General features: G+C 71.8%; 17 protein-coding genes, 1 tRNA gene and 1 pseudogene. 5 read left to right on the forward strand and 14 right to left on the reverse strand.

Features of this window, described 5'->3' with window-relative positions; all coding sequences use genetic code 11:
- Window positions 1-163: 163 nt before the first annotated feature.
- From ehuA to ABT186_RS33795, 5 genes are all read right to left on the reverse strand, one after another.
- Window positions 164-940, reverse strand: a complete 777-nt coding sequence (gene ehuA / locus ABT186_RS33775) for an ectoine/hydroxyectoine ABC transporter ATP-binding protein EhuA (protein ID WP_351227031.1) — start codon at window positions 938-940, stop codon at window positions 164-166.
- A gap of 10 nt (window positions 941-950) precedes the next feature.
- Window positions 951-1,601: an ectoine/hydroxyectoine ABC transporter permease subunit EhuD gene (ehuD, locus tag ABT186_RS33780; protein ID WP_351227017.1), complete on the reverse strand. Its 651-nt coding sequence runs from the start codon at window positions 1,599-1,601 to the stop codon at window positions 951-953.
- The gene (gene ehuC, locus ABT186_RS33785; RefSeq protein ID WP_351227019.1) at window positions 1,598-2,296 is read right to left on the reverse strand and encodes an ectoine/hydroxyectoine ABC transporter permease subunit EhuC; all 699 of its coding nucleotides are present in this window, start codon (window positions 2,294-2,296) and stop codon (window positions 1,598-1,600) included. The genes ehuD and ehuC overlap by 4 nt, the downstream gene beginning before the upstream one ends.
- Window positions 2,293-3,177 carry an ectoine/hydroxyectoine ABC transporter substrate-binding protein EhuB gene (gene ehuB, locus ABT186_RS33790; RefSeq protein WP_351227021.1) on the reverse strand — a complete coding sequence of 295 codons (885 nt, stop codon included), beginning with the start codon at window positions 3,175-3,177 and terminating at the stop codon, window positions 2,293-2,295. The genes ehuC and ehuB overlap by 4 nt, the downstream gene beginning before the upstream one ends.
- Window positions 3,178-3,668: 491 nt before the next feature.
- Window positions 3,669-4,631 (reverse strand): D-2-hydroxyacid dehydrogenase, encoded by a 963-nt coding sequence (locus tag ABT186_RS33795; protein WP_351227023.1) that lies wholly within the window; start codon window positions 4,629-4,631, stop codon window positions 3,669-3,671.
- 182 nt (window positions 4,632-4,813) lie between these two features.
- Between ABT186_RS33795 and ABT186_RS33800 the strand changes: the two are divergent.
- The 3 genes and pseudogenes from ABT186_RS33800 to ABT186_RS33810 all read left to right on the forward strand — a co-directional run.
- Window positions 4,814-4,984 (forward strand): annotated as a pseudogene (locus ABT186_RS33800) (maleate cis-trans isomerase family protein); the annotation flags it as partial.
- The gene (locus ABT186_RS33805) at window positions 4,981-5,712 is read left to right on the forward strand and encodes a maleate cis-trans isomerase family protein (protein ID WP_351227025.1); all 732 of its coding nucleotides are present in this window, start codon (window positions 4,981-4,983) and stop codon (window positions 5,710-5,712) included. The pseudogene ABT186_RS33800 and the gene ABT186_RS33805, both read left to right, overlap by 4 nt.
- A gap of 81 nt (window positions 5,713-5,793) precedes the next feature.
- Entirely contained in the window at window positions 5,794-6,882 is a 1,089-nt protein-coding gene (locus ABT186_RS33810) for an LLM class flavin-dependent oxidoreductase (protein ID WP_351227033.1), read from the forward strand.
- Window positions 6,883-6,924: 42 nt separating this feature from the next.
- Here the strand turns inward: ABT186_RS33810 and ABT186_RS33815 are convergent, their stop codons facing one another.
- Window positions 6,925-8,823 carry a putative bifunctional diguanylate cyclase/phosphodiesterase gene (locus ABT186_RS33815; RefSeq protein WP_351227027.1) on the reverse strand — a complete coding sequence of 633 codons (1,899 nt, stop codon included), beginning with the start codon at window positions 8,821-8,823 and terminating at the stop codon, window positions 6,925-6,927.
- Between the two features lie 505 nt (window positions 8,824-9,328).
- On the opposite strand from ABT186_RS33815, the gene ABT186_RS33820 reads away from it, so the two are divergent.
- A complete protein-coding gene (locus ABT186_RS33820) occupies window positions 9,329-10,651 on the forward strand; it encodes a M6 family metalloprotease domain-containing protein (RefSeq protein WP_351227035.1) in 1,323 nt (440 codons plus the stop codon).
- 474 nt (window positions 10,652-11,125) lie between these two features.
- Here the strand turns inward: ABT186_RS33820 and ABT186_RS33825 are convergent.
- From ABT186_RS33825 to ABT186_RS33855, 7 genes are all read right to left on the reverse strand, one after another.
- Window positions 11,126-11,199 (reverse strand) — tRNA-Lys (locus tag ABT186_RS33825).
- Window positions 11,190-11,810 (reverse strand): bifunctional DNA primase/polymerase, encoded by a 621-nt coding sequence (locus tag ABT186_RS33830; RefSeq protein WP_351234382.1) that lies wholly within the window; start codon window positions 11,808-11,810, stop codon window positions 11,190-11,192. Before ABT186_RS33830 ends, ABT186_RS33825 begins: the two co-directional genes overlap by 10 nt.
- A gap of 168 nt (window positions 11,811-11,978) precedes the next feature.
- Entirely contained in the window at window positions 11,979-12,344 is a 366-nt protein-coding gene (locus tag ABT186_RS33835; RefSeq protein ID WP_351234379.1) for a DUF8844 domain-containing protein, read from the reverse strand.
- Between the two features lie 203 nt (window positions 12,345-12,547).
- Window positions 12,548-13,900, reverse strand: a complete 1,353-nt coding sequence (locus tag ABT186_RS33840; RefSeq protein ID WP_351928329.1) for an AAA domain-containing protein — start codon at window positions 13,898-13,900, stop codon at window positions 12,548-12,550.
- Window positions 13,897-15,555 carry an amino acid adenylation domain-containing protein gene (locus ABT186_RS33845; RefSeq protein ID WP_351928331.1) on the reverse strand — a complete coding sequence of 553 codons (1,659 nt, stop codon included), beginning with the start codon at window positions 15,553-15,555 and terminating at the stop codon, window positions 13,897-13,899. Before ABT186_RS33845 ends, ABT186_RS33840 begins: the two co-directional genes overlap by 4 nt.
- A complete protein-coding gene (locus ABT186_RS33850) occupies window positions 15,546-16,757 on the reverse strand; it encodes a hypothetical protein (protein ID WP_351234381.1) in 1,212 nt (403 codons plus the stop codon). The genes ABT186_RS33845 and ABT186_RS33850 overlap by 10 nt, the downstream gene beginning before the upstream one ends.
- Window positions 16,708-17,661 (reverse strand): phosphatase PAP2 family protein, encoded by a 954-nt coding sequence (locus ABT186_RS33855; RefSeq protein ID WP_351928333.1) that lies wholly within the window; start codon window positions 17,659-17,661, stop codon window positions 16,708-16,710. Before ABT186_RS33855 ends, ABT186_RS33850 begins: the two co-directional genes overlap by 50 nt.
- Before the next feature lie 200 nt (window positions 17,662-17,861).
- Here ABT186_RS33855 and ABT186_RS33860 point away from each other — a divergent pair, with 200 nt between their 5' ends.
- The gene (locus ABT186_RS33860; protein WP_351234371.1) at window positions 17,862-18,458 is read left to right on the forward strand and encodes a histidine phosphatase family protein; all 597 of its coding nucleotides are present in this window, start codon (window positions 17,862-17,864) and stop codon (window positions 18,456-18,458) included.
- Between the two features lie 18 nt (window positions 18,459-18,476).
- Here ABT186_RS33860 and ABT186_RS33865 read toward each other — a convergent pair.
- Window positions 18,477-18,983: NsdA family TPR-like regulatory protein (locus tag ABT186_RS33865; RefSeq protein ID WP_502973400.1), on the reverse strand; the 507-nt coding region annotated here is incomplete at its 5' end.

Consider the following 18,983-nt stretch of genomic DNA (forward strand, 5'->3'; position numbering starts at 1 on the left):
GCTTCCACCACGATAAGGCTCAAGAGCTCTCCGGGGAGCGGGTGTTGACGAACTTTGTGGTGCGTTCCGCCCCTCTCAGCAGGAACGCGCCACTCTGGCATATGCCCTGGTCATGAACCGGCCGCCACGGGCCCGGCAAAGCCGCCGCGTTCACTTCTCGTAGTCACAGCACTGCGCTGAGGAACTCCCGGGTGCGCGTCTGCTCGGGTTCGCTGAAGATCTTCTCCGGGGAACCCGCCTCGATGACATGGCCGGAATCAAACATCAGGACCCGGTCGGAGATGTCCCGGGCGAAGTTCATCTCGTGGGTGACGCAGAGCATGGTGATGTCCGTGGTGCGGGCGATGTCACGGAGGACGTCGAGGACCCCGGCGACCAGCTCCGGGTCGAGCGCGGACGTGACCTCGTCGAGCAGCAGCACCTGCGGGCGCATCGCCAGCGCGCGGGCGATCGCGACGCGTTGCTGCTGGCCGCCGGAGAGCTGGCTCGGGTATTTGTCGAGGTGGTCACTGAGCCCCACCAGGTCGAGCAGCTCCCGGGCCCGCTGTTCGGCCTCGTCCTTCGACAGGCCGAGGACGGTGACCGGCGCCTCGGTGATGTTCCGCAGGACCTTCATGTTCGGGAACAGGTTGAACTGCTGGAAGACCATCCCGATGTTCTTGCGGATCTCCCGGACCTGCTTCTCGTCGGCCGGGAAGAGCCGCTGCCCGGCGACCGTGATCGTGCCCTCGTCGGGCTTGGTGAGGGTCATCAGCAGCCGCAGGATCGTGGTCTTCCCCGAGCCCGAGGGGCCGATCAGGGTGACGTGCCGGCCCGCGTCGACCGAGAAGTCGAGCCGGTCGAGGACCGTGTGGTCGCCGAAGCGCTTGGTGACCTTGTCGAAGCGGATCAGTTCGCCGTTGGCCGAGGGCGGGGTGGCGTGGGCGTCGGGTTCCTTCATCAGGGGGGTGTCAGCGGACAAGACGTCGCTCCAGGGCTCGCAGGAGGAGGGAGGCGGGATAGGAGATGAGGACGAAGGCCACACCGATGACGGTGAGCGGCTCGGTGAACTGGAAGTGCTGCTGTGAGAAGAGCCGCGCCTCGCCGAGCATGTCGAGGACGGTGATCGCCATCAGCATCGGCGTGTCCTTGAGCATCGAGATCACGTAGTTCCCGAGCGCCGGTACGACCCGGCGGATCGCCTGCGGCAGGATCACCGCGGTCCAGGTGCGGCGCGCGGGCAGGCTCAGCGCGGTGGCCGCCTCCCACTGGCCGGCGGGTACGGCCTCGATGCCGGCCCGGTAGACCTGCATCGTGTACGTCGAGTAGTGCAGGCCGATCGCGACGACACCGGTGGTCAGCGCGGAGAAGGTCAGACCCCACTCGGGCAGCACGTAGAAGAGGAAGAACAGCTGCACCAGCAGCGGGGTGTCGCGGATGAACTCGGTCACGATCCCCACCGGCCAGCGCACCCAGCGGGTCGGCGTGCGCATCAGCAGCGCCCACACCAGTCCGAGGGCGAACGAGATCAGCGAGCCGAGGGCCAGCGCCTGGAGGGTGACGAGCAGGCCGTCCCAGAAGTGCGGCATGAAGTCGCGGACGGCACCCCAGTCCCAGTTCACGAGACAGCACCTCCGACGGGCTGCGGGATGGAGACACGGGACTCCGGAGCCCTTCCGACCCGGGCCTTGAGCCGGTGTTCGAGCCTGCGCATCAGCCGGGTGAGCAGGAAGGCGATCACGAAGTAGATGAGCAGGACGTACGTGTAGATATGTGCGCTCTCCTGGAGCGCGAGCCGCACCAGGTTGCCGCTGAACGCCAGGTCGCCCATGCCCATGATGGAGACCAGCGCGGTGCCCTTGAGCAGCTCGACCAGCAGGTTGCAGAACGAGGGGATCATCTCCGGCACCGCCTGCGGCAGCAGGATCTTCTGCATCCGCTGCCACGGAGTGAAGCTCAGCGCGATACCGCCCTCGCGCTGCGCCGGGTCGACGGAGTTCAGGGCGCCGCGCACGATCTCGGCGCCGTACGCCCCGTACGTCAGTCCCAGCGCGAGCGTGCCCGCCCACATCGGGACCAGCTGCCAGCCGAAGGCGAGCGGCAGCACGAAGAACACCCAGAAGATCATGATCAGGGCGGAGGTGCCGCGGAACACCTCGGTGTAGAAGCCGGCGAGGAAGCGGACGATCCACCGCCGATGGATGCGCGCCATGCCGACGGCGAAGGAGACGGCCGTCGCGAGCAGCGCGCTGAGCACGAGGAGCTGGATGGTCGTCCAGATCCCTTTCAGTACGAGTTCCCAGAGTCCCGAGGTCATCCGCGGCACAGCTCCTTCGCGGTCATGCCGGTCATCTCGGCCTTGGTGAAACCGAACGGGCGCAGGATGCGGAAGAGTTCGCCGCTTTCCTTCATCTTCTTCAGTTCGGCGTTGAAGGCGTCCCGCAGCCGTGTCTCGGTGGACCGGAAGGCGAAGCCGCCGCCGTCCACGTGCGGTTTGCCCTTCACCAGGGGCGCGAAGGGCGTGGTCGCCTCCGCCGTGGGGGACTTCTTGACGACCTCGCGGGCGGTGAGCGCGGTCCCGGCGAACACGTCGGCGCGCCCGGCCTCGACCGCGTTCAGCCCGGCGACCTGGTCGGGGACGATCAGGATGTCGCTCTCCTTGTAGCCGGCCTCGACGGCGTACTGGATCTCGGCGTATCCGGTCCCGGTGGCGAACTTCGCCTTCTTCGCTACGACGTCCTTGTAGTCGTGCAGGCCCTTCGGGTTGCCCTTCCGCACGATGAACGAGTCGAGCATCTGGTAGTCGGGATCGGCGAAAATGACCTGCTGGCAGCGTTCCGGATTGATGTACATGCCGGCGGAGACCACGTCGAACTGCTGTGAGTTCAGCCCCGGGATGAGCGAGCCGAACTCGGTCGGCACGGGCTGGACGCGGTCGACGCCGAGGCGTCTGAAGACGACCTTCGCCAGTTCCGGGGCCTCGCCGGTCAGTTTGCCGTCCTTGTCGATGTAGCCGAAGGGGATCTCGCCGGCGATGCCGAGCCGGACGACGCCCTGGGCCTTGAGCCGGCCGAGCAGATCGCCGCCGTTTGTGCTCGCGGCCGTGGCCACGCGGCTGCAGCCGGCGGCGCCGAGTGCGCCGAACGCGGCGACACCGGCGAGCAGCGACCGTCTGGTGGTTGTCCGTGGGGGAGCCATGGCCGCGCGGCTACCCGGGACCATGCGATGTATTCGGGCCGATTCCTGCGCGGTCCGCGGCGGGGCGCTCTCGAACGGGGCCGGACCTGGGGCGCACGGCCGATCGCCGCGGCACTCTCTCCTTGGTCAGCGCCGAACCCGGGCGCCGGGGTACGCCCCCGCCGCCGGATGCGCTCACGGGCACCGCCGCCACAGCCTGAGGATTTTCGCCCCCGCCGCCCCCACCCTTCCCATCCCCAGGGGCTCCGCCCCTTCGCCCCCGCCAAGGGGACTGCGCCCCCTGGACCCCCGGGGGCTGCGCCCGTGGACTCCGCGGGGGGTTGCGCCCCTGGAATCCGCCCGGGGCTGCGCCCCTGCAACCCGCCCCCCCCAACGCCGGATGGGCTGACTTTCGGCGCCGGTCCGTATGACTCAGCCCGGTCGGCGTTCGAGGACGAGGCCGTTCAGCCCGACAGTGGGGGCGGCAGCCTCCAGGGGCGGTTCGCGCGAGTTCAGTGGCCGGGGACGTACCCCCGCTTCTTGTCGACCACGTTCAGCAGCGGTTTCCCGGTCTCCCACCGCTCGTACAACGTCACGAACTGCGCCCCCAGCTCGTCCCGCCAGCCCACCGTGTCGCCGCTCATGTGCGGGGACACGAGCAGGCCCGGCACCCGCCACAACGGGCTGTCCGGGGTGAGCGGTTCGTGCTGGAAGACGTCCAGTGCCGCGCCCGCGATCCATCGCTTCGACAGCGCCTGAGCGAGCGCCTCCTCGACCACGAGCTGCCCGCGCCCGACGTTGATGAACCGGGCCGAGGGCTGCATGACGTCGAACCGCCGCGCGTCGAACATGCCGTAGGTCTGCTCGGTCAGCGGGGCCGCGGCGATCACCCAGTCGGCGCGGGCCATCAGCCGGTCCAGATCGGCCGGGCCGTAAATGCCGGTGCGCGGAACGCGGCCCACGATCGCCGCCGTCACGCCGAGCGCCTTGAGCGTACGGGCGATCGTCCGCCCGATCGGCCCGGACCCGACCACGCACGCGCGCGTGCCCGTCACCCGCATGGTGTCGCGGTGCCGCCACTCCCGCTCCCGCTGCAGATCCCACGTCCGCGGCAGGTCCTTGGCCATCGCGAGGACGAGCGCGGCCACGTACTCGGCGACGGGCTGTTCGAAGATGCCGCGTGCGTTCGTCACCACCGTGTCGGACGCGGCGAGTTCGGGGCACATCAGATGGTCCACACCCGCGCTCGCCGTGTGCACCCAGCGTGGCCGCGGGCCCTCGCCGGGCCAGGCCTCGCGCACCGCGTCCGAGGTGAAGTCCCAGACGAGCAGGACATCGGCGTACGGCAGCCGTTCGGCGAGCGTCGAGGCGTCCGCGTGCTCGATCCGCACCCGGCCCGTGAGCCGGCCGAGCCGGGGCAGCGGCTCGGCGTCCAGGACGAGCAGGGTGGGGCGGCCGGGCGGGGGAGCGGTCATGCGGGAACCGTTTCTCCGTTCGGCGGCGGCCGACGGCAGCCGACCGGGCGTCTGATATGCGCGGATTGAACACAGTCGCACCCGAAGCCACCGTCGTCAACAGGGCTGCGATGCACCCGCCGTTGCCCTTTTCGCGCCCCGCCCCGGCCCGTCGGGAGGGCGCCTGCCGCACCCTGGACGAGGTCCTCTCGGCCAACCAGGTGACGATGGGGGCGGCTCTGCGTCGTCTGGGTACCCGGGCGGTGGGTCCCCATCAGGCTCTGCTGGGGGCACCTCCCACGCCCTTCAGGCAGTGGGGGAAGGACGGCACGCCAGGACCCGTACCGCCGGAAGAACAGGAAGGTTGGGCATGACCGCACTCGGATTCCTCTACCCGGGCCACTTCGCCGAGGACGACTATCCACGTATCGAGCAGTTGCTGGGCAGCGACATCCGGGTGGACCTCGTGCACACCGGCATCGGCGAGGACGCCTGCCGGGTCGACGCGCTGCGGGAGACCGGCTCACCGGAGCGGCTCGCGGCGGGCGTCGAGGAGTTGCGGCTCGCGGGCGCCGAGACGGTGGTGTGGGCGTGCACCGCCGGGAGCTTCGTATACGGCTGGGAGGGCGCCCAGGAGCAGGTGCGCACCCTCGCCCGCATGGCCGGGATGCCGGCCTCCTCCACCTCGTTCGGCTTCGCGCACGCCGTGCGGGAGGTCGGGGTGCGGCGGGTGGCGGTTGCGGCGACCTACCCGGACGACATGGCGGACCTGTTCGCCGGTTTCCTGCGGGCGGCGGGCGTGGAGGTGGTGTCGGTGCTCGGCGCGGGGGCCGGCACCGCGGCGGAGGTGGCCGCCTGGGGTGCGAAGGAGGTGCTGGCGCTGGCCCGTGAGGGCGACCACGCGGACGCCGAGGCGGTGCTGCTGCCCGGCACGGCGCTGCACACGGCCGCGCACCTGACGGCGTTGGAGCAGGTGCTGGCCAAGCCGGTCCTCACGGCGAACCAGGTCACGGTGTGGGAGGCCCTGCGTCTGGTGGACCGCCGGGTGAACGCGCCGAACCTGGGCACGCTGTTCACCAGGGAACCGATCGTCCAGGTGTGACGGCCGTCTCCGGCGAGCGGGAATAACCGGAGACTGCCTCCTGTTAGGGGTGCGAGGAGACGCGACGCGCACACAGGAGGCATCCAGGTGGACGAGATCCGAGGCACGGCACAGGGCACCGCCCCGGTCCCCCTTTCCGTACTGGACCTGGTCACGGTCGGCGCGGGCCGTACCGCGACCGACGCCCTGCGCACCAGCGTCGAGCTCTCCCGGCTCGCGGAGTCCCGCGGCTTCCACCGCTTCTGGGTCGCCGAGCACCACTCCATGCCCGGTGTGGCCTCCTCCTCGCCTGCTGTGATCCTCGCCCATCTGGCCGCCCACACGGACCGCATCCGGCTCGGTTCGGGCGGTGTGATGCTGCCGAACCACGCGCCGCTCGTCATCGCGGAGCAGTTCGGCACTCTGGAGGCCATGGCCCCGGGCCGTATCGACCTGGGCCTGGGCCGCGCCCCCGGTACCGACGGCGCCACCGCCGCCGCCCTGCGCCGCACCGACCGGCTCAACGAGGGCGCCGACGACTTCCCCGAGCAGCTCGCCGAGCTGACCCGCTTCCTCGACGACGACTTCCCGGACGGCCACCCGTACTCCCGCATCCACGCGGTCCCGGGCCCGGTCCAGGCCACCTCTCCGGGCGGCGTGCAGTCCCCGCACCGCCCGCCGGTCTGGCTGCTCGGCTCCTCCGGCTTCAGCGCCCGGCTGTCCGGCATGCTCGGGCTGCCCTTTGCCTTCGCCCATCACTTCTCGGCGCAGAACACCATCCCGGCGCTCGACCTGTACCGCGAGTCCTTCCGCCCGTCCGCGGTTCTCGACGCCCCGTACGCCCTCATCGGCGTCGCCGCGCTCGCCACCGACGAGGAGAAGGAGGCGCGCCGTCAGGTGCGGGCCGCCGCCCTGAACATGCTCCGCCTGCGCATGGGCCGCCCCGGCCTCGTCCCCACCCCTGAGGAGGCGGAGGCGTACGAATTCAGCCCGCTGGAGGAGGAGTTCTTCGAGACCTGGACCTCCAACGTCGTCCACGGCACACCGGACGAGGTGCGCTCCGGCCTCGACGACCTCCAGAAGCGCACCGGCGCCGACGAGTTGATGCTCACGTCCAACGCGCACAGCGGCGACGTACGCCTGCGCTCGTACGAACTGATCGCGGACGCCTACGGGTTGCCGACCGCGTGAGCGCGGGTGGGTGCCGTCGCACGGGGGACGGCACCCACCCGTTCAGGGCCGTTGGCAGGGCTCCGACTCCACCAGCTCGGAGATACGATCCGGCGGCACCGGCCGTGAGTACAGCCATCCCTGGCCGGTGTCGCAGCCGATCCGGCGCAGCCGGGTGGCCTGCGCGGAGGTCTCCACGCACTCGGCGGTGACCGTCAGCCCCAATCGGTGAGCGAGCTGGATCATCGCCTCGACGATGACCTCGTCGGCAGGGTTGGGGTGGGCGTCCGTGCCCTCGTACTGGAAGCCGCGGACGAACGAGCCGTCCAGCTTCAGCACGGAGACCGGCAGCCGGCTGAGGTACGCGAGGTTCGAGTAGCCCGTGCCGAAGTCGTCGATGGCGATCCGCACCCCCATGTCGCTGAGCGCCTGGAGAGCCTGCAACGGGCGGCCGGCCGAGCCCATGACCGCGGACTCGGTCAGCTCCAACTGCAGCAGATGCGGGGCGAGTCCGGTCTCCGCGAGGGTCCCCGCCACGTCCGCCACCAGGTCGGAGTCCCAGACCTGACGCACCGCCACATTCACGCTGACGAAGATCGGCGGCTCGTCCGGGCGTTCCAGCTGCCAGCGGCGCGCCTGGCGGCAGGCGGTCTTCAGCGCCCAGCGCCCGAGCTGCACGATCGAGCCGTCCTCCTCTGCCAATCCGATGAACCGATTCGGCGTCAGTGTGCCGAACTGAGGGTGGTGCCAGCGCACCAACGCCTCGACACCGCGCACCCGTCCGTCCTCCATGCCCACCAACGGCTGGTATTCCAGGGCGAATTCACCCCGCTCGATGGCCGGGCGCAGTCCGGAGGCGAGCACTTGGCGGGTCATCCGGTGGGCGTTGCGCTCCGGGTCGAAGAGGGTCCAGCGGGCCTTGCCGTCGGCCTTCGCCCAGTACAGCGTCGTATCGGCCGCCTGCATCAGACCGGTCGCCGTCGTACCGGCCGCGTGCCGCTCCACGACCCCGATGGACGCCGAGACGGACAGCCGCTGCCCGGACAGGTCGAACGGCGCCTGGAGCGCCTTGAGCACCGACTCGGCCAGTTCGGCGAGTTGGTCGGTGCCCGTGGAATCCTCGACCAGCAGCGCGAACTCGTCGCCACCCAGCCGGGCCACCAGGGGAGTGGCGGCCCGCGCGTAGCCGGCCTCGTCCGCGCAGCGCGTCAGGCGCTCCGCGACGGCCGCGAGCAGCCGGTCGCCGACACGGTGGCCGAGGGTGTCGTTGACCGCCTTGAAGCCGTCGAGGTCGAGGTAGCACAGCCCGATCCGGCCGGTGCCGCTCTCCTCGTACGACTCCGCCTCCAGCGCGCCCGACAGGCGTTCGAAGAACAGCGTGCGGTTGGGCAGCCGGGTCACCGGGTCATGCATCTGCAAGTGGCGCAGCCTGGCCTGGAGTTCACGCCGGGCGCTGATGTCGGCGACCGAGAGCAGGACGGCCTTCTCCGCCTCGGGCAGCGGGGTGACCGTCACCTGGACCCAGAGGGAGTGCCCGTCGGGATGCTTGAGGCGGCGTGTGCAGCGCAGCCGGGCCTGGCGGCCGCGCAGCACCTCGCGGTACGCGTGCCAGGTGCGGGCATCCGAGGACAGGTCCACCAGGTCGGCGGCGACCTTCCCGGCCAGCCCGGCCGTGCCGGTGCCGAGGAGCGAGCCCATCGTCTCGTTGGCGGTGACGACGAGGCCCTTCCGGTCGACCACCGCCATGGCGAGTGGCGCGACGCCGAACGCGGCGCCGAAGGAGGTGGGTTGAGGCCCGTCGGCCGGGTGCGGCGGCGGGGTGTCGGTGGGTGGCACGAGCGCCTGCGCCCCGGGGAGGGGCCCCGACTCGGACGTACCGGATGACGTGGGATCGTAACTCTCTGTGACGACCGGGCTGACGAGGTCTGCCGCGGGCGCCGGCCCTTCGGACGTTCCGCTCACCGCTCGCTCCCGCAGTGCACTCGTTCTTCGTACGGATCTCGTGGGTCTCGTCGGGGTCGACGGCCGCGTGATGAGCGGCCGTACAAGCCGTGTTCGTGCAGGAAAGTGTGCCGATCATAGAGGCTGACCCAGGGGCCTACCAGCCGCCGTCCAGTGTCCCGGAACGAGCACATGTTCTGACAGATCGTTTCTGCCCGCGTTGGACCCCGGTCTATCAGGCCGCCCTTGGTTGTGACGTTCCGTGAGTATTCGGGGCGTCGGCCCACGTCGGCCGCCCCCTCGACGCTCGTGCGCCGTCCTGCGCTCCCGCCCCGCACTGCCCCTCCACCGGCCGTCGCGGCTCCCTTCTGGCCTTTCCCCCGACTGACGGCGTCTCACCCTTCTGGGGCAGACAAACAGGGCGTAGTAATACAAGTACGACAAGGCTGGGTGTGAGTTCCGAGAACCGCACCCGGAGGTCGCCGTGCCGCGTCCGCTCCCCCGCAAGGGGCTCACCCGCGAGGCCATGCGGCGGCTCGTCCGGAGTGGAGCACCCGTACTGCGCAGCACCGCGGCCGTGGCCACCTCGATGACGGCGCTCGTCGCGACCTCCCTCGTCACGGGACCCGCGCTCGCCGGATCCCTGGTCGCGCCCTGTGAGCTCACGCGCAGCGAGGCGCACCACTCGGAGGGCGTCGACACCTGGAACGCCGGCTACACACGCCCCACCCACCCGCTCGATGCGGTCCTGGTCTTCCTGTCCTTCCCGGACGCGGCGCCGACGACCACGCCTGCCGAACTGACCGCGGACTACTTCCCGGCCACCAGCCGCTACTTCGAACGTGCCTCCTACGGCCGGTTCACGGTGCATCCGCATCCGGTGACGCACTGGATCCGGATGCCCCACCCGTCCACCGCCTACGCCATACAGCGCGACTGGAACACCGAGCGCCGGTCCGCGTATCTGCGGGACGCGCTCGCCGCCGCGGACAACGACGTCGACTTCTCGCGGTACGACATCGTCTACTTCGTGGCCGACCCGAACGCGCCCGGCGTCGACTCGGACGCCACGAAGGTGGTCAACCTCGACACCCCGCTGCGGGCGGACGGCAAGGACATCCGTCGGGTGGTCACCGTCTTCGAGAAGCACCCGCCGGACCGGCTCGTCCTCGCGCACGAGACGGGCCATGTCTTCGACCTGCCCGACCTCTACCACCGTCCCGTGGACGGCAAGGGCGACTGGGACACATACGTCGGTGACTGGGACCTCATGGGCAGCCAGTTCGGGCTGGCGCCGGATCTGTTCGCCTGGCACAAGTGGAAGCTGGGGTGGCTGGACGACAGCCAGGTGCTGTGCGTACGGGGCACGGCGCGGCTGACGCTGGAGTCGCTGGGGGGCGGGCCGACCGGGGTGCCGCAGGTGCCGGTGAACGCGAGCACGGGTTCGGGGACGGGCGCGGCGGGCACCGCCGGGCCGCAGGTCCTGGGCCCCGGGGTGCAGGCGTTCGGCTCGGGGAGGGGCACAAAGCTGGCGGTCGTGCGGACGGGGCCCGACAGCGCGCTGGCCATCGAGGCGCGCGGGGCGGTGGGGAACGACGCCGCGGTCTGCAGCCAGGGCGTCCTCGTCTACCGCGTCCGTAGCGAGACGGAGTCCGGAGGCGGCCCGATCGAGGTGGTCGACGCCCACCCGCACACCTCGGCCTGCCCCGACAACTCGGTCTACCCGGCCCTCGCGGACGCCCCCGTGAGCGTGGGGGAGAGCTTCACGGTGCCGGGAACGGGGGTGAGGGTGGAGGTGGAGGACCGGACGCCCACGGGGGCGTGGACGGTGCGGATCACAAGGGTGTGAGTGTGACGGGTGTGGCGAGGGTGGGGGCTGTGGTTCGGGGTGCCGGTGCTGCGGGCTGCTTGCGCTGAGAGCGGCTCTCTGGGGTGGTTTGGTTGCGGTGGTGTGCTGTGGGGGTGTGGTTTTGGGGTGGGCGGGCGCGGTGGTGTGCTGTGGGGGTGTGGTTTTGGGGTGGGCGGGCGTGGTGGCGTGGCGTGGGGGTGTGGTTTTGGGGTGGGTGGTCGTGGTGGCGTGCCGTGGGGGTGCGGTTCTGGGGCGGGCGGGCGCGGAGGCGTCACGTGGGGGCGCGGTTCTGGGGCGGCCGGTCACGGTGGCGTCCCCTGAGGGGGCGCGGCTCCAGGCCATACGATTCACGGCAGCGGGCCCGAACGGGGGTGTGGGTGGCGAAGCCCCCACAACGCGCGGCGAAGCCGCGCAAAAACAACGATGGCGAGCCAGGTTCGCGCTTTCCGCGAACACGACTCGCCATCGCCATCGTGCGCCGCCAGGGACTCGAACCCCGGACCCGCTGATTAAGAGTCAGCTGCTCTAACCAACTGAGCTAGCGGCGCCTGCTGACGTCGTAGACCTTAGCACCCTGGTCGGCGGGAGGAAAAATCGATATGCGTACGGTGGCGGAGGCGGCGGCACGGGCTGCCCGGACGGCCGCCCACAGGACTACTTCCGGCCCTGGGAGCCAGGGGTGACGGGTGTCGGGCGCGACGAGCCAGCGGGACTCCGGGCGGGTTGCGGTGCCGGCGGCGGAAGGGGGCGTGGCCCGCACCGCGGGGACGGTCACGGCGTCCCCGGGGCCGTGGCACAGCAGCGGCGGAATCGTGCGGGTGCGGCCGCCCCACTCCTCCCAGTGGAGCAGCGCCGGCAGCCGGCGGGCCGTGCCGGGCGCCGCGAACAGCAGCATGCGGCCCCGGTGCGCGGCGACGGGCCCGGAGCCCGGCCCCTCGTCCCAGAGCCGGTCGAGCATGCGCCGCCCGAAGATCACGGGGGCGTTGACGACGTCGAACGCGGTGCCGCAGGGCAGGACGACCGGGGCGGTGGGACGCTCGGCCCAGAGCGCGAGCGTGCTGCGCGGATACGTTCCTGCCGAGGCGAGCCAGGCGGCACCCTCCGTGGTGACGCCCGAGACGTCGCACCGGTCGGGGAGGGGCGCGGGGTCGGAATCCATGAACGGCGTTCGACTGCTCATGGCAGCCAGATGTACCGGGCGTGAGGGGACGGTCCCCGAGGGTTGCGGAAAATCGGGACAGGCGCGGCCGAAGGGAGTATCGTGCCGCCCGGCATATGCCAAAAGATCATTCCCGCCCCCATGGGCCCGTGGGGGCGGGGACCTTGCTCAGCCCAGGCTTTCCGGCCCGCTCGCGTCGGCGCCGCGCAGCAGGTCCCGCCCGAACTCCACCATCTTCTTCGCGTAGTCCTCGGTCCACTCCGCTTGCTCGGCGATCGCCGCCGGCGTCAGCCGGTCGAAGCGGCGCGGATCGGCGAGCTGGGCCGCCGCGATCGCCTGGTATTCCACGGCCCGGTCCGCCGCGGCGCGGAACGCCTGCGTCAGCTCCGTGGCCCGCGCCAGCAGCGCGCGCGGGTCGTCGATCGACTCCAGGTCGAAGAAGTGCTCCGGGTCGGAGGCCGCTTCCGCGGGCTCGAAGAGCAGGGGCGCGGGGCGTAGCCGCGGCTCGTTCCGACGCGGCGTGGGCTCCGCCATGTCTTCTCCTCCTCGTACGGTTCGGGTGGCGCCGCCTTCCGGGTGGGCCACCGTCCATTGTCGCGCGACTGTGCAAGTGGGCAGGGCGAGCGGCATGCGCCGGTCCCGCGCTCCCCGATGCCACACGGCTCCGGCAGTCTCAAGGCTGCCGCGCAACGCGATGTTCCCTGTGGGGCAGGTGTTGCCGGGCGTACCGGTGTCGGTCACGGCCGCCAGACCACCCGGTGTTCGGACCACTGCGCCCACGTGGACATCATCGCCTCCCAGCCGTCCGGGAACTTCACCGTCACTCCCAGCTGCACCGGCTCCGTCGCCGGATGGTCGTCCAGCAGTTCCATCACGCCGGCCCGGCACACCACGATGCAGGCGTGACGGTGGCGGGACGCGAGCACGCACAGGCGGCCGGTCTCCAGATGGAACGCCGTCGCGTCGGGGCGTCCCGACAGGGGATGCAGCACCACCGTCACGTCGAACTCCCGGCCCTGGAGCCGGTTGGCCGTGTCCACGGTCACGTCCGGTACCCCGAGGTCCGCCAGCGCGGAGCGCACCGCCGCCGCCTGGTCCCGGTGGGCCGTGCCGACGGCGATCCGGTCCGCGGTCAGCGGCACCGGCTCCTCGGCCCGCTCCGAGACCGCCGCCCCGCCCCGGTCCAGCAGCCGCCGTACGACCCGGGCGACCGCCCGCACCGCCTCGGGATCCGTACGGGGTGTGAGCCGTGCCGGCAGTTCCAGCAGACCCCAGCCGGTCTCCGCCGCCTCGTCGATCACCCGGTCGGGACCCGAGCCGTCCGAGGCCACCCCGAAGGTGAGCAGCCGGTCCCCGTGCCCCGTACCGCTGCGGAACGGCGTGTATGGATAGAACGCATTCGACACCAGCGGCGCCGCGGAGGCGGGCAGCCGCCATGACACCGGCAGCCGGTGCTGCGGAAGCTCGGGGTTGTGTGCCAGGAGTGTCGTCACCGCGGATGCCGACGGGTCGTACGACAGGCCCGCCCACTGCTCCGCGCCCACGATCGCGAACGGATCCAGCTGCCCGGGGTCACCGACGAACAACGCCCGCTCGAACAGGCCCGCCACCGCAAGCAGCGCGTCCGAGCGCATCTGGTACGCCTCGTCGACGATCGCATGCCGCCACGGCTCGACGTCCTTGACGTGGGCCCACTTGGCCGCGGTCGAGATGACGACGTCCAGGCCCGCCAGATCGCCGGCCTTCGTGGACTTGCGGACGTTCGGCAGGTCGTCGAGCGCCTTGTCGTACGGGTCCGCGTCGCTGCTGTGCAGCCGGCCGACCGGAAGGTCCGGGTCCTTCTCCGCCAGCCGCAGGACCAGGTCGTCCACCTGTGCGTTGGTCTGCGCGATCACCATCAACGGCCGCCCGGCGTCCGCGAGTTCGAGCGCGGCGCGGACGACGAGTGTCGACTTGCCGGCGCCGGGCGGAGAGTCGACGACAACCCCGCGGTGCGTGCCGTGCAGCGTGTCGCGCAGGATCGACTCGGTGGCCCGGGCGGCCGCGGCCCCCGGATCGAAGTCCCTGCCCGGCGGGGCGAACACGGTCACAGTACGTCCTCCTCGGTCACCGGATCCGGCTGCGGTACGGGGTCGGCCTCGCCCGGCGGTCCGCCGTGCGTCCACGGTGTCTCCTCCGGCTCGGGCAGCTTCGCCCCGCCGCGCTGTTCGTGCTCGAAGAGCGTGAAGCAGATCCGGTCGCCCTTCTCGGGGACCGACCCGGCCTCCGGCTCCTTGCCGCGCCCCATCTTGTCGACGATGCGCAGCACCACGAGGCCGCCCCCAGCGCCGTGTTCTCCGGCTCCTTCGGATCCTTCGGATCCTTCGTGTTCTTCGTATCCTTCGTGTTCTTCGTATCCGACGAACTCGGCCGCCTGCGGCTTCCCACCCAGCGACCGGAACACCTTCGTGCGCTCCCCGAGATGCGGCCGGTCCTCGGTCCGTACGGTCACCAGCGGGCGCGGGCTCACCCGCTTGCCCTCGCTGTACGCCATCACGACGTCCGTGACCTCACCCGCGAACGCCTCCCCGGCCAGCCGCCGACCGGCCATGACCAGCGGGTCGTCGAGGGCCTCCTGGGCGTCCAGACGGGCCTGTTCGCGCTCGCGGGTTGCGAGCTTGTTGGCCGCGGTGACCGCGTCGTCACGGCGCGGCTGCGGCGGCTCCCCGGCGGCGACGCGGTCCCGGTGTCCGGTGAACGACCAGCGGTCGCGGGTCCACCGGTCCGCCACATGCGCGCCCTCCGGCAGCGCGCGCAACAGATCGAGCCCGTGCCACACCGCGTCCCAGGTCGGCCGTGTGCGGCTTTCCACGAGGGCGCGGATCTCCTGTTCGGCGGCGGTGAGTTCACCGAACCGGTCGTCCGCCTCCACTCCGTCCTCGGCGGCGGCGAGCCGGATCCGGGCGCGGTCGTAGCGCTCGATCGCGGGGGCGAGCAGTTTGTTGTCGAAGGCCGGGTCGGTGGCGGGACCGGCCGGCGGGCACAGCAGCTGGCCGTCCGCGTCCCGCGCCAGCTCGGCCCGCAGCGCCGCGTCCGCGCCCGAGGTGCCCTCCGGCGGGTCGATCCAGGCGAGCAGCGCGCCCAGGTGCTGGTCCTCCAGGGTGGACTGCCCGGTCGCCCAGTGCCGGGTCAGGACATCGGTGAGGGCGAGCAGCAGCGAGGAGCCGGGAACCCGCGCGCGCTCCCCGAAGTGGGTGAGCCAGCGGCCGAGGAGCGGCACGCGCGGGGGAGCCGGATGCGGGGTCTCGGGGTCCTGCTCGGCGGTGCGGCGGAAGCGCATGGAACGCCCGAGCAGCCGTACGAAATCGATGCCGGCCCGGCTCGGCACGATCAGCTGCGGGGCGTCCGCGCACAGGTCGACCTCGACCTTGACCCGCTTGCCGGTCTCCGGGTCGGTCTCGGTGCGCTCGGCGGGCTCGACCGCTTCGGCGTATGCGTCGAGGTACGGCAGGACGACGTCCGCGAGGTCGGCGAGGAACGCGAACCTGAGGTCACGGTCGCGTGGCTGCGGCACCACGAGCAGCCGGGGCGCGTCCCGGTCGGTGCCGACGAGCGCGCCGAGCGGTGCCCCGGCCTCGCCGGCGGTGGTGAGGGGTACGAAGACGAGGGGCCGCTCGGAGATGTGCCGGTGCCGGACGGTGGCGGTGGGCCGGGCGCGCCCGGACTGCACGGCCTCCAGCCGGGCGAGCGTGGCGATCAGCGACATACGGCACCGTCCCGGCCCACGACATCCTCCTGGTGGGCGAGCGCCTCCGCCCGCAGCTGTGCCGCCCTGCGCAGCGCCACCACGGCCGGGTCGTCCGGGTCCCCGGCCGTCCCGTGGGCGGCGGCCAGGACGTCGTCCACCGTCGTCAGTCCGCCCAGTTCGGCGCGGAGCGACCGGCCGTAGGAGGTCACCGCGCCCTGCGCGCGGGAGCGGTCGCGGCAGTGGAAGGCCAGTTCGCAGGCGGCCAGGCACTCGGGCGCGTACGTCGCCGGGATCGACTCCACGGCGGCCGTCAGCTCTTCCCGGGGGAGGTCGGGTGCGAAGCATGTGCCCTGGGGGAGGCCGTCCGCGATCTCCTCGATGCGGGTGAGGCGGTCCAGCTGGCGCCGGGTGACCGCGCGCTGCTTGCGGATGTCGACGGGGGAGGCGGTCGGCAGATTGGAGAAGTCCTTCGGGCAGACCAGCAGGATCCGGTGGCGGACCACGGGCGCGGTGGCGCTGTCCTGGGCGCTCCGCGCGCTCGTCCCCTCGGCACCGGCACGCCCCTCCGGCTCCGCGCCGATCCGGGCGGCGACCTCCTCCAGCGCCAGCACGTAGACCGCGGCCTGCCGTGCGGCCGCTCCGACCTTCGCCGGGTCGGCCGAGCCGTCCAGCATCGGGAAGGACTTGATCTCCACCACGGTCCAGCTGCCGTCCGGGTGCACCACCACCGCGTCCGGCTCCAGGAACGCCGGGGAGCCCGCCACGTCGAGGGCGAGCATCGGGTGGTCGAGCAGCGCCCAGCCGCGCGCCTCGGTGGCCTCGCGCAACGCCAGCGCCGTACGGGCCGCGCGGCCCTCCGGGCCGGCGGCGGCGAGGTCTGGAGTGAGGGCTTCTTCCGGCGCCTCGGCGGCGGGGTCCAGTTTCTCGTGCACCAGACGCAGCAGCTGCGCGCCGCCGTCAGCCTTGACCCGGGCCTCGAACGCATTGCCCCGCATGAAGGCGAACTGCGACTGTCCGAACGCCGACGGCGCGCCCAGGGCGCCCGCCAGCGCCGCCTTGTTCACCCCCGCGCCGTCCAGGAGCGCGCGTCGTCGGCAGCCGGGGTTCGCGGCGAGTGCGGCGAGGGCGCGCGCGTCGAGCGCCTTGGGCGGTACGGACGGGCCGCGCAGCTCAGCGAGCTGCTGCCGGAGCGCCGTCCCCCGCGTCCGCGGGAGAGGCACCCGGCTCTGCTCCCAGCCCGGCGTGGGAGCTGCGCTGTCGGGGGATTCGCTCACCCGTCGAAGTCTGGCATCCGCCACTGACAATTGAGGAACCTGCGGCCCGCGAGGTGTCCGGGGCGGAGGCGAACCGCGCCCGCAGCCGGGCCCTTACGGCCTCCACCGCCCGCATCACCGGCCGGGCCAGCAGGAGGCCGACGCCCATCACGGCAGCGCCCGCGACCCCGTCGAGGAAGTAGTGGTTCGCGGTGCCCATCACGACGATCGCGGTCAGCAGCGGATACGCGACGCCCGCCGCCTTGGCCCAGCGTGTGCCGCCGTAGCGCCACAGCATCACCCCGCACCACAGCGCCCAGCCGACGTGCAGGCTCGGCATCGCCGCGTACTGGTTCGTCATGCCGCCCAGGCCCCGCGGTGCGCTCGCCTGCCCGCCCCACCAGCCGTAGGAGCTGTATTCGGCCATCGTGTCGACGAAGCCGTAGCCCGGGGAGAGCAGGCGCGGCGGGCAGGTCGGCAGCAGCGTGAAGCCGATCAGACCGAGGAACGTGGACGTCATCAGCCAGGTGCGGGCCGCACGGTAGTACTCGGCGCGGCGCCTGAAGAGCCACACCAGGACCACCGGAGTCACCAGGTAGTGCAGCGACGCGTACCAGAAGTCGGCCGGTACGCCGAGCCATGCCTCGCGGGTGAAGAGACGGTTCATCGGGTGCTCGGCGTTGATGTGGAGCAGCTTCTCCAGACGCAGGACCGCCAGGCCGTGGTCGACGGCGTCGGAGACATCGCCCCGGGCGAGCAGCCGCCCGGCGGAGTACGACGCGTACACCAGCAGGATCAGGGGCAGTTCGGTCCACCAGCGCAGCCGGGTCGGCGGGTTCACCTCGGTGCCTGGTGTCTCGGCCTGCGGCATCCGATTCGCCCTCCCCCTTCTGCTCTGCTGCTCCGGTTGCCCGGTCGTGCCACTTTACGGTGTATGCGGCCGCCCTCGTGGGGCGCCCCCGGCCCTCATAGACGCAGGGATCGCCCACCGGGTTGCCCGGATACGTGGTGCGCGATGATGGTGCGACGTCCTAGTTGATTTCTCCTTGTTTCATCCCGGAAAGGTCCCTCATGGCACCGCGCATCCTGCTGGCCCGGCACGGACAGACGCAATGGTCGCTGTCCGGCAAGCACACCGGCAGGACCGACGTACCGCTCCTGGAGGAGGGGCGTCGGGGCGCCAAGCTCCTGGGGGAGCGGCTGCACCGGGCGCCGTTGGACGGGCTGCCCGGTGCCGAGGTGCGCACGAGCCCGCTGGCACGCGCGCGTGAGACGTGCGAACTCTCCGGGTTCGGCGAGCGGGCGAGCGCCTGGGACGCGCTGCTGGAATGGGACTACGGGGCGTACGAGGGCATGACGCCGGCCGAGATCCAGGCGATCCGGCCGGGCTGGCTCATCTGGCGCGACGGCGTTCCCGAGGGGGAGACCCTGGCGGAGGTCTCCGCGCGCGCGGACGAGGTCGTCGCCTGGGCGCGCGCGGCGGACCGTGACGTTCTGGTCTTCGCGCACGGGCACATCCTGCGGTCCATCGGGGCGCGCTGGCTGGGGCTTCCGCTGGAGTTCGCGGCCCGTATACGTCTCAACCCGACCTCTCTTTCGGTGCTCGGGTGGGCGTATGGAGAGCCGGCGATCGAATCCTGGAACGACATGGGGCACTTGGCCGGGTAGGTGCTCTCGGCCGGACGGCTATGCCATGCGCGGCATGCTCGCATGGCGGTCCAGGAACGCCGACACGCCCGACGCCCTCCGGTGCGGGAGCAGGACCCTCGCTGTGCCCGCCAGCATCGTCTGGATCCTGGACGACTGGACCTCGTCCAGGAGATCCATGACTCGCTGGCCGGCCACCGCCGCCTCGTCGGGGCGGCCGCCGCGGGCCAGGTCGTCGGCGAGTTCCGCGGTGTACAGAGCGATGTTCCGGGTGAAGTGCGGGTCCTGGAGCTCCGCGGCGCGCCGGGCGTGCCGTGCCGCGCGCGGCCAGTCGCCCAGGGTCGACCAGCACTGCGCCTCCAGGCCCTCCAGCTCGGCCTCGCCGTAGAAGGTCATCCACTCGGGGTCGGCGTCCGACGGTCCCCGTTCGAAGAGAGCCTGTGCCCGGGCCAGCGCCTGCTCGCAGCCCGCACGGTCCGCGAGCCCCGCCCAGCCGCCCGCCTCCCGCAGGGCCAGCAGCGACATCAGGCGCTGCGAGCCGAGCGG

The sequence above is a fragment of the Streptomyces sp. NPDC001634 genome (genome assembly GCF_040298185.1).
Lineage (GTDB): Bacteria > Actinomycetota > Actinomycetes > Streptomycetales > Streptomycetaceae > Streptomyces.

Excerpts from the sequence above, each read along its gene's own strand:
- ehuA (WP_351227031.1), bottom strand. The coding sequence starts at position 940 with ATGAAGGAACCCGACGCCCACGCCACCCCGCCCTCGGCCAACGGCGAA.
- ehuC (WP_351227019.1), bottom strand. The coding sequence starts at position 2,296 with ATGACCTCGGGACTCTGGGAACTCGTACTGAAAGGGATCTGGACGACC.
- ehuB (WP_351227021.1), bottom strand. The coding sequence starts at position 3,177 with ATGGCTCCCCCACGGACAACCACCAGACGGTCGCTGCTCGCCGGTGTC.
- ABT186_RS33795 (WP_351227023.1), bottom strand. The coding sequence starts at position 4,631 with ATGACCGCTCCCCCGCCCGGCCGCCCCACCCTGCTCGTCCTGGACGCC.
- ABT186_RS33805 (WP_351227025.1), top strand. The coding sequence starts at position 4,981 with ATGACCGCACTCGGATTCCTCTACCCGGGCCACTTCGCCGAGGACGAC.
- ABT186_RS33820 (WP_351227035.1), top strand. The coding sequence starts at position 9,329 with ATGCGGCGGCTCGTCCGGAGTGGAGCACCCGTACTGCGCAGCACCGCG.
- ABT186_RS33830 (WP_351234382.1), bottom strand. The coding sequence starts at position 11,810 with ATGGATTCCGACCCCGCGCCCCTCCCCGACCGGTGCGACGTCTCGGGC.
- ABT186_RS33835 (WP_351234379.1), bottom strand. The coding sequence starts at position 12,344 with ATGGCGGAGCCCACGCCGCGTCGGAACGAGCCGCGGCTACGCCCCGCG.
- ABT186_RS33845 (WP_351928331.1), bottom strand. The coding sequence starts at position 15,555 with ATGTCGCTGATCGCCACGCTCGCCCGGCTGGAGGCCGTGCAGTCCGGG.
- ABT186_RS33855 (WP_351928333.1), bottom strand. The coding sequence starts at position 17,661 with ATGCCGCAGGCCGAGACACCAGGCACCGAGGTGAACCCGCCGACCCGG.
- ABT186_RS33860 (WP_351234371.1), top strand. The coding sequence starts at position 17,862 with ATGGCACCGCGCATCCTGCTGGCCCGGCACGGACAGACGCAATGGTCG.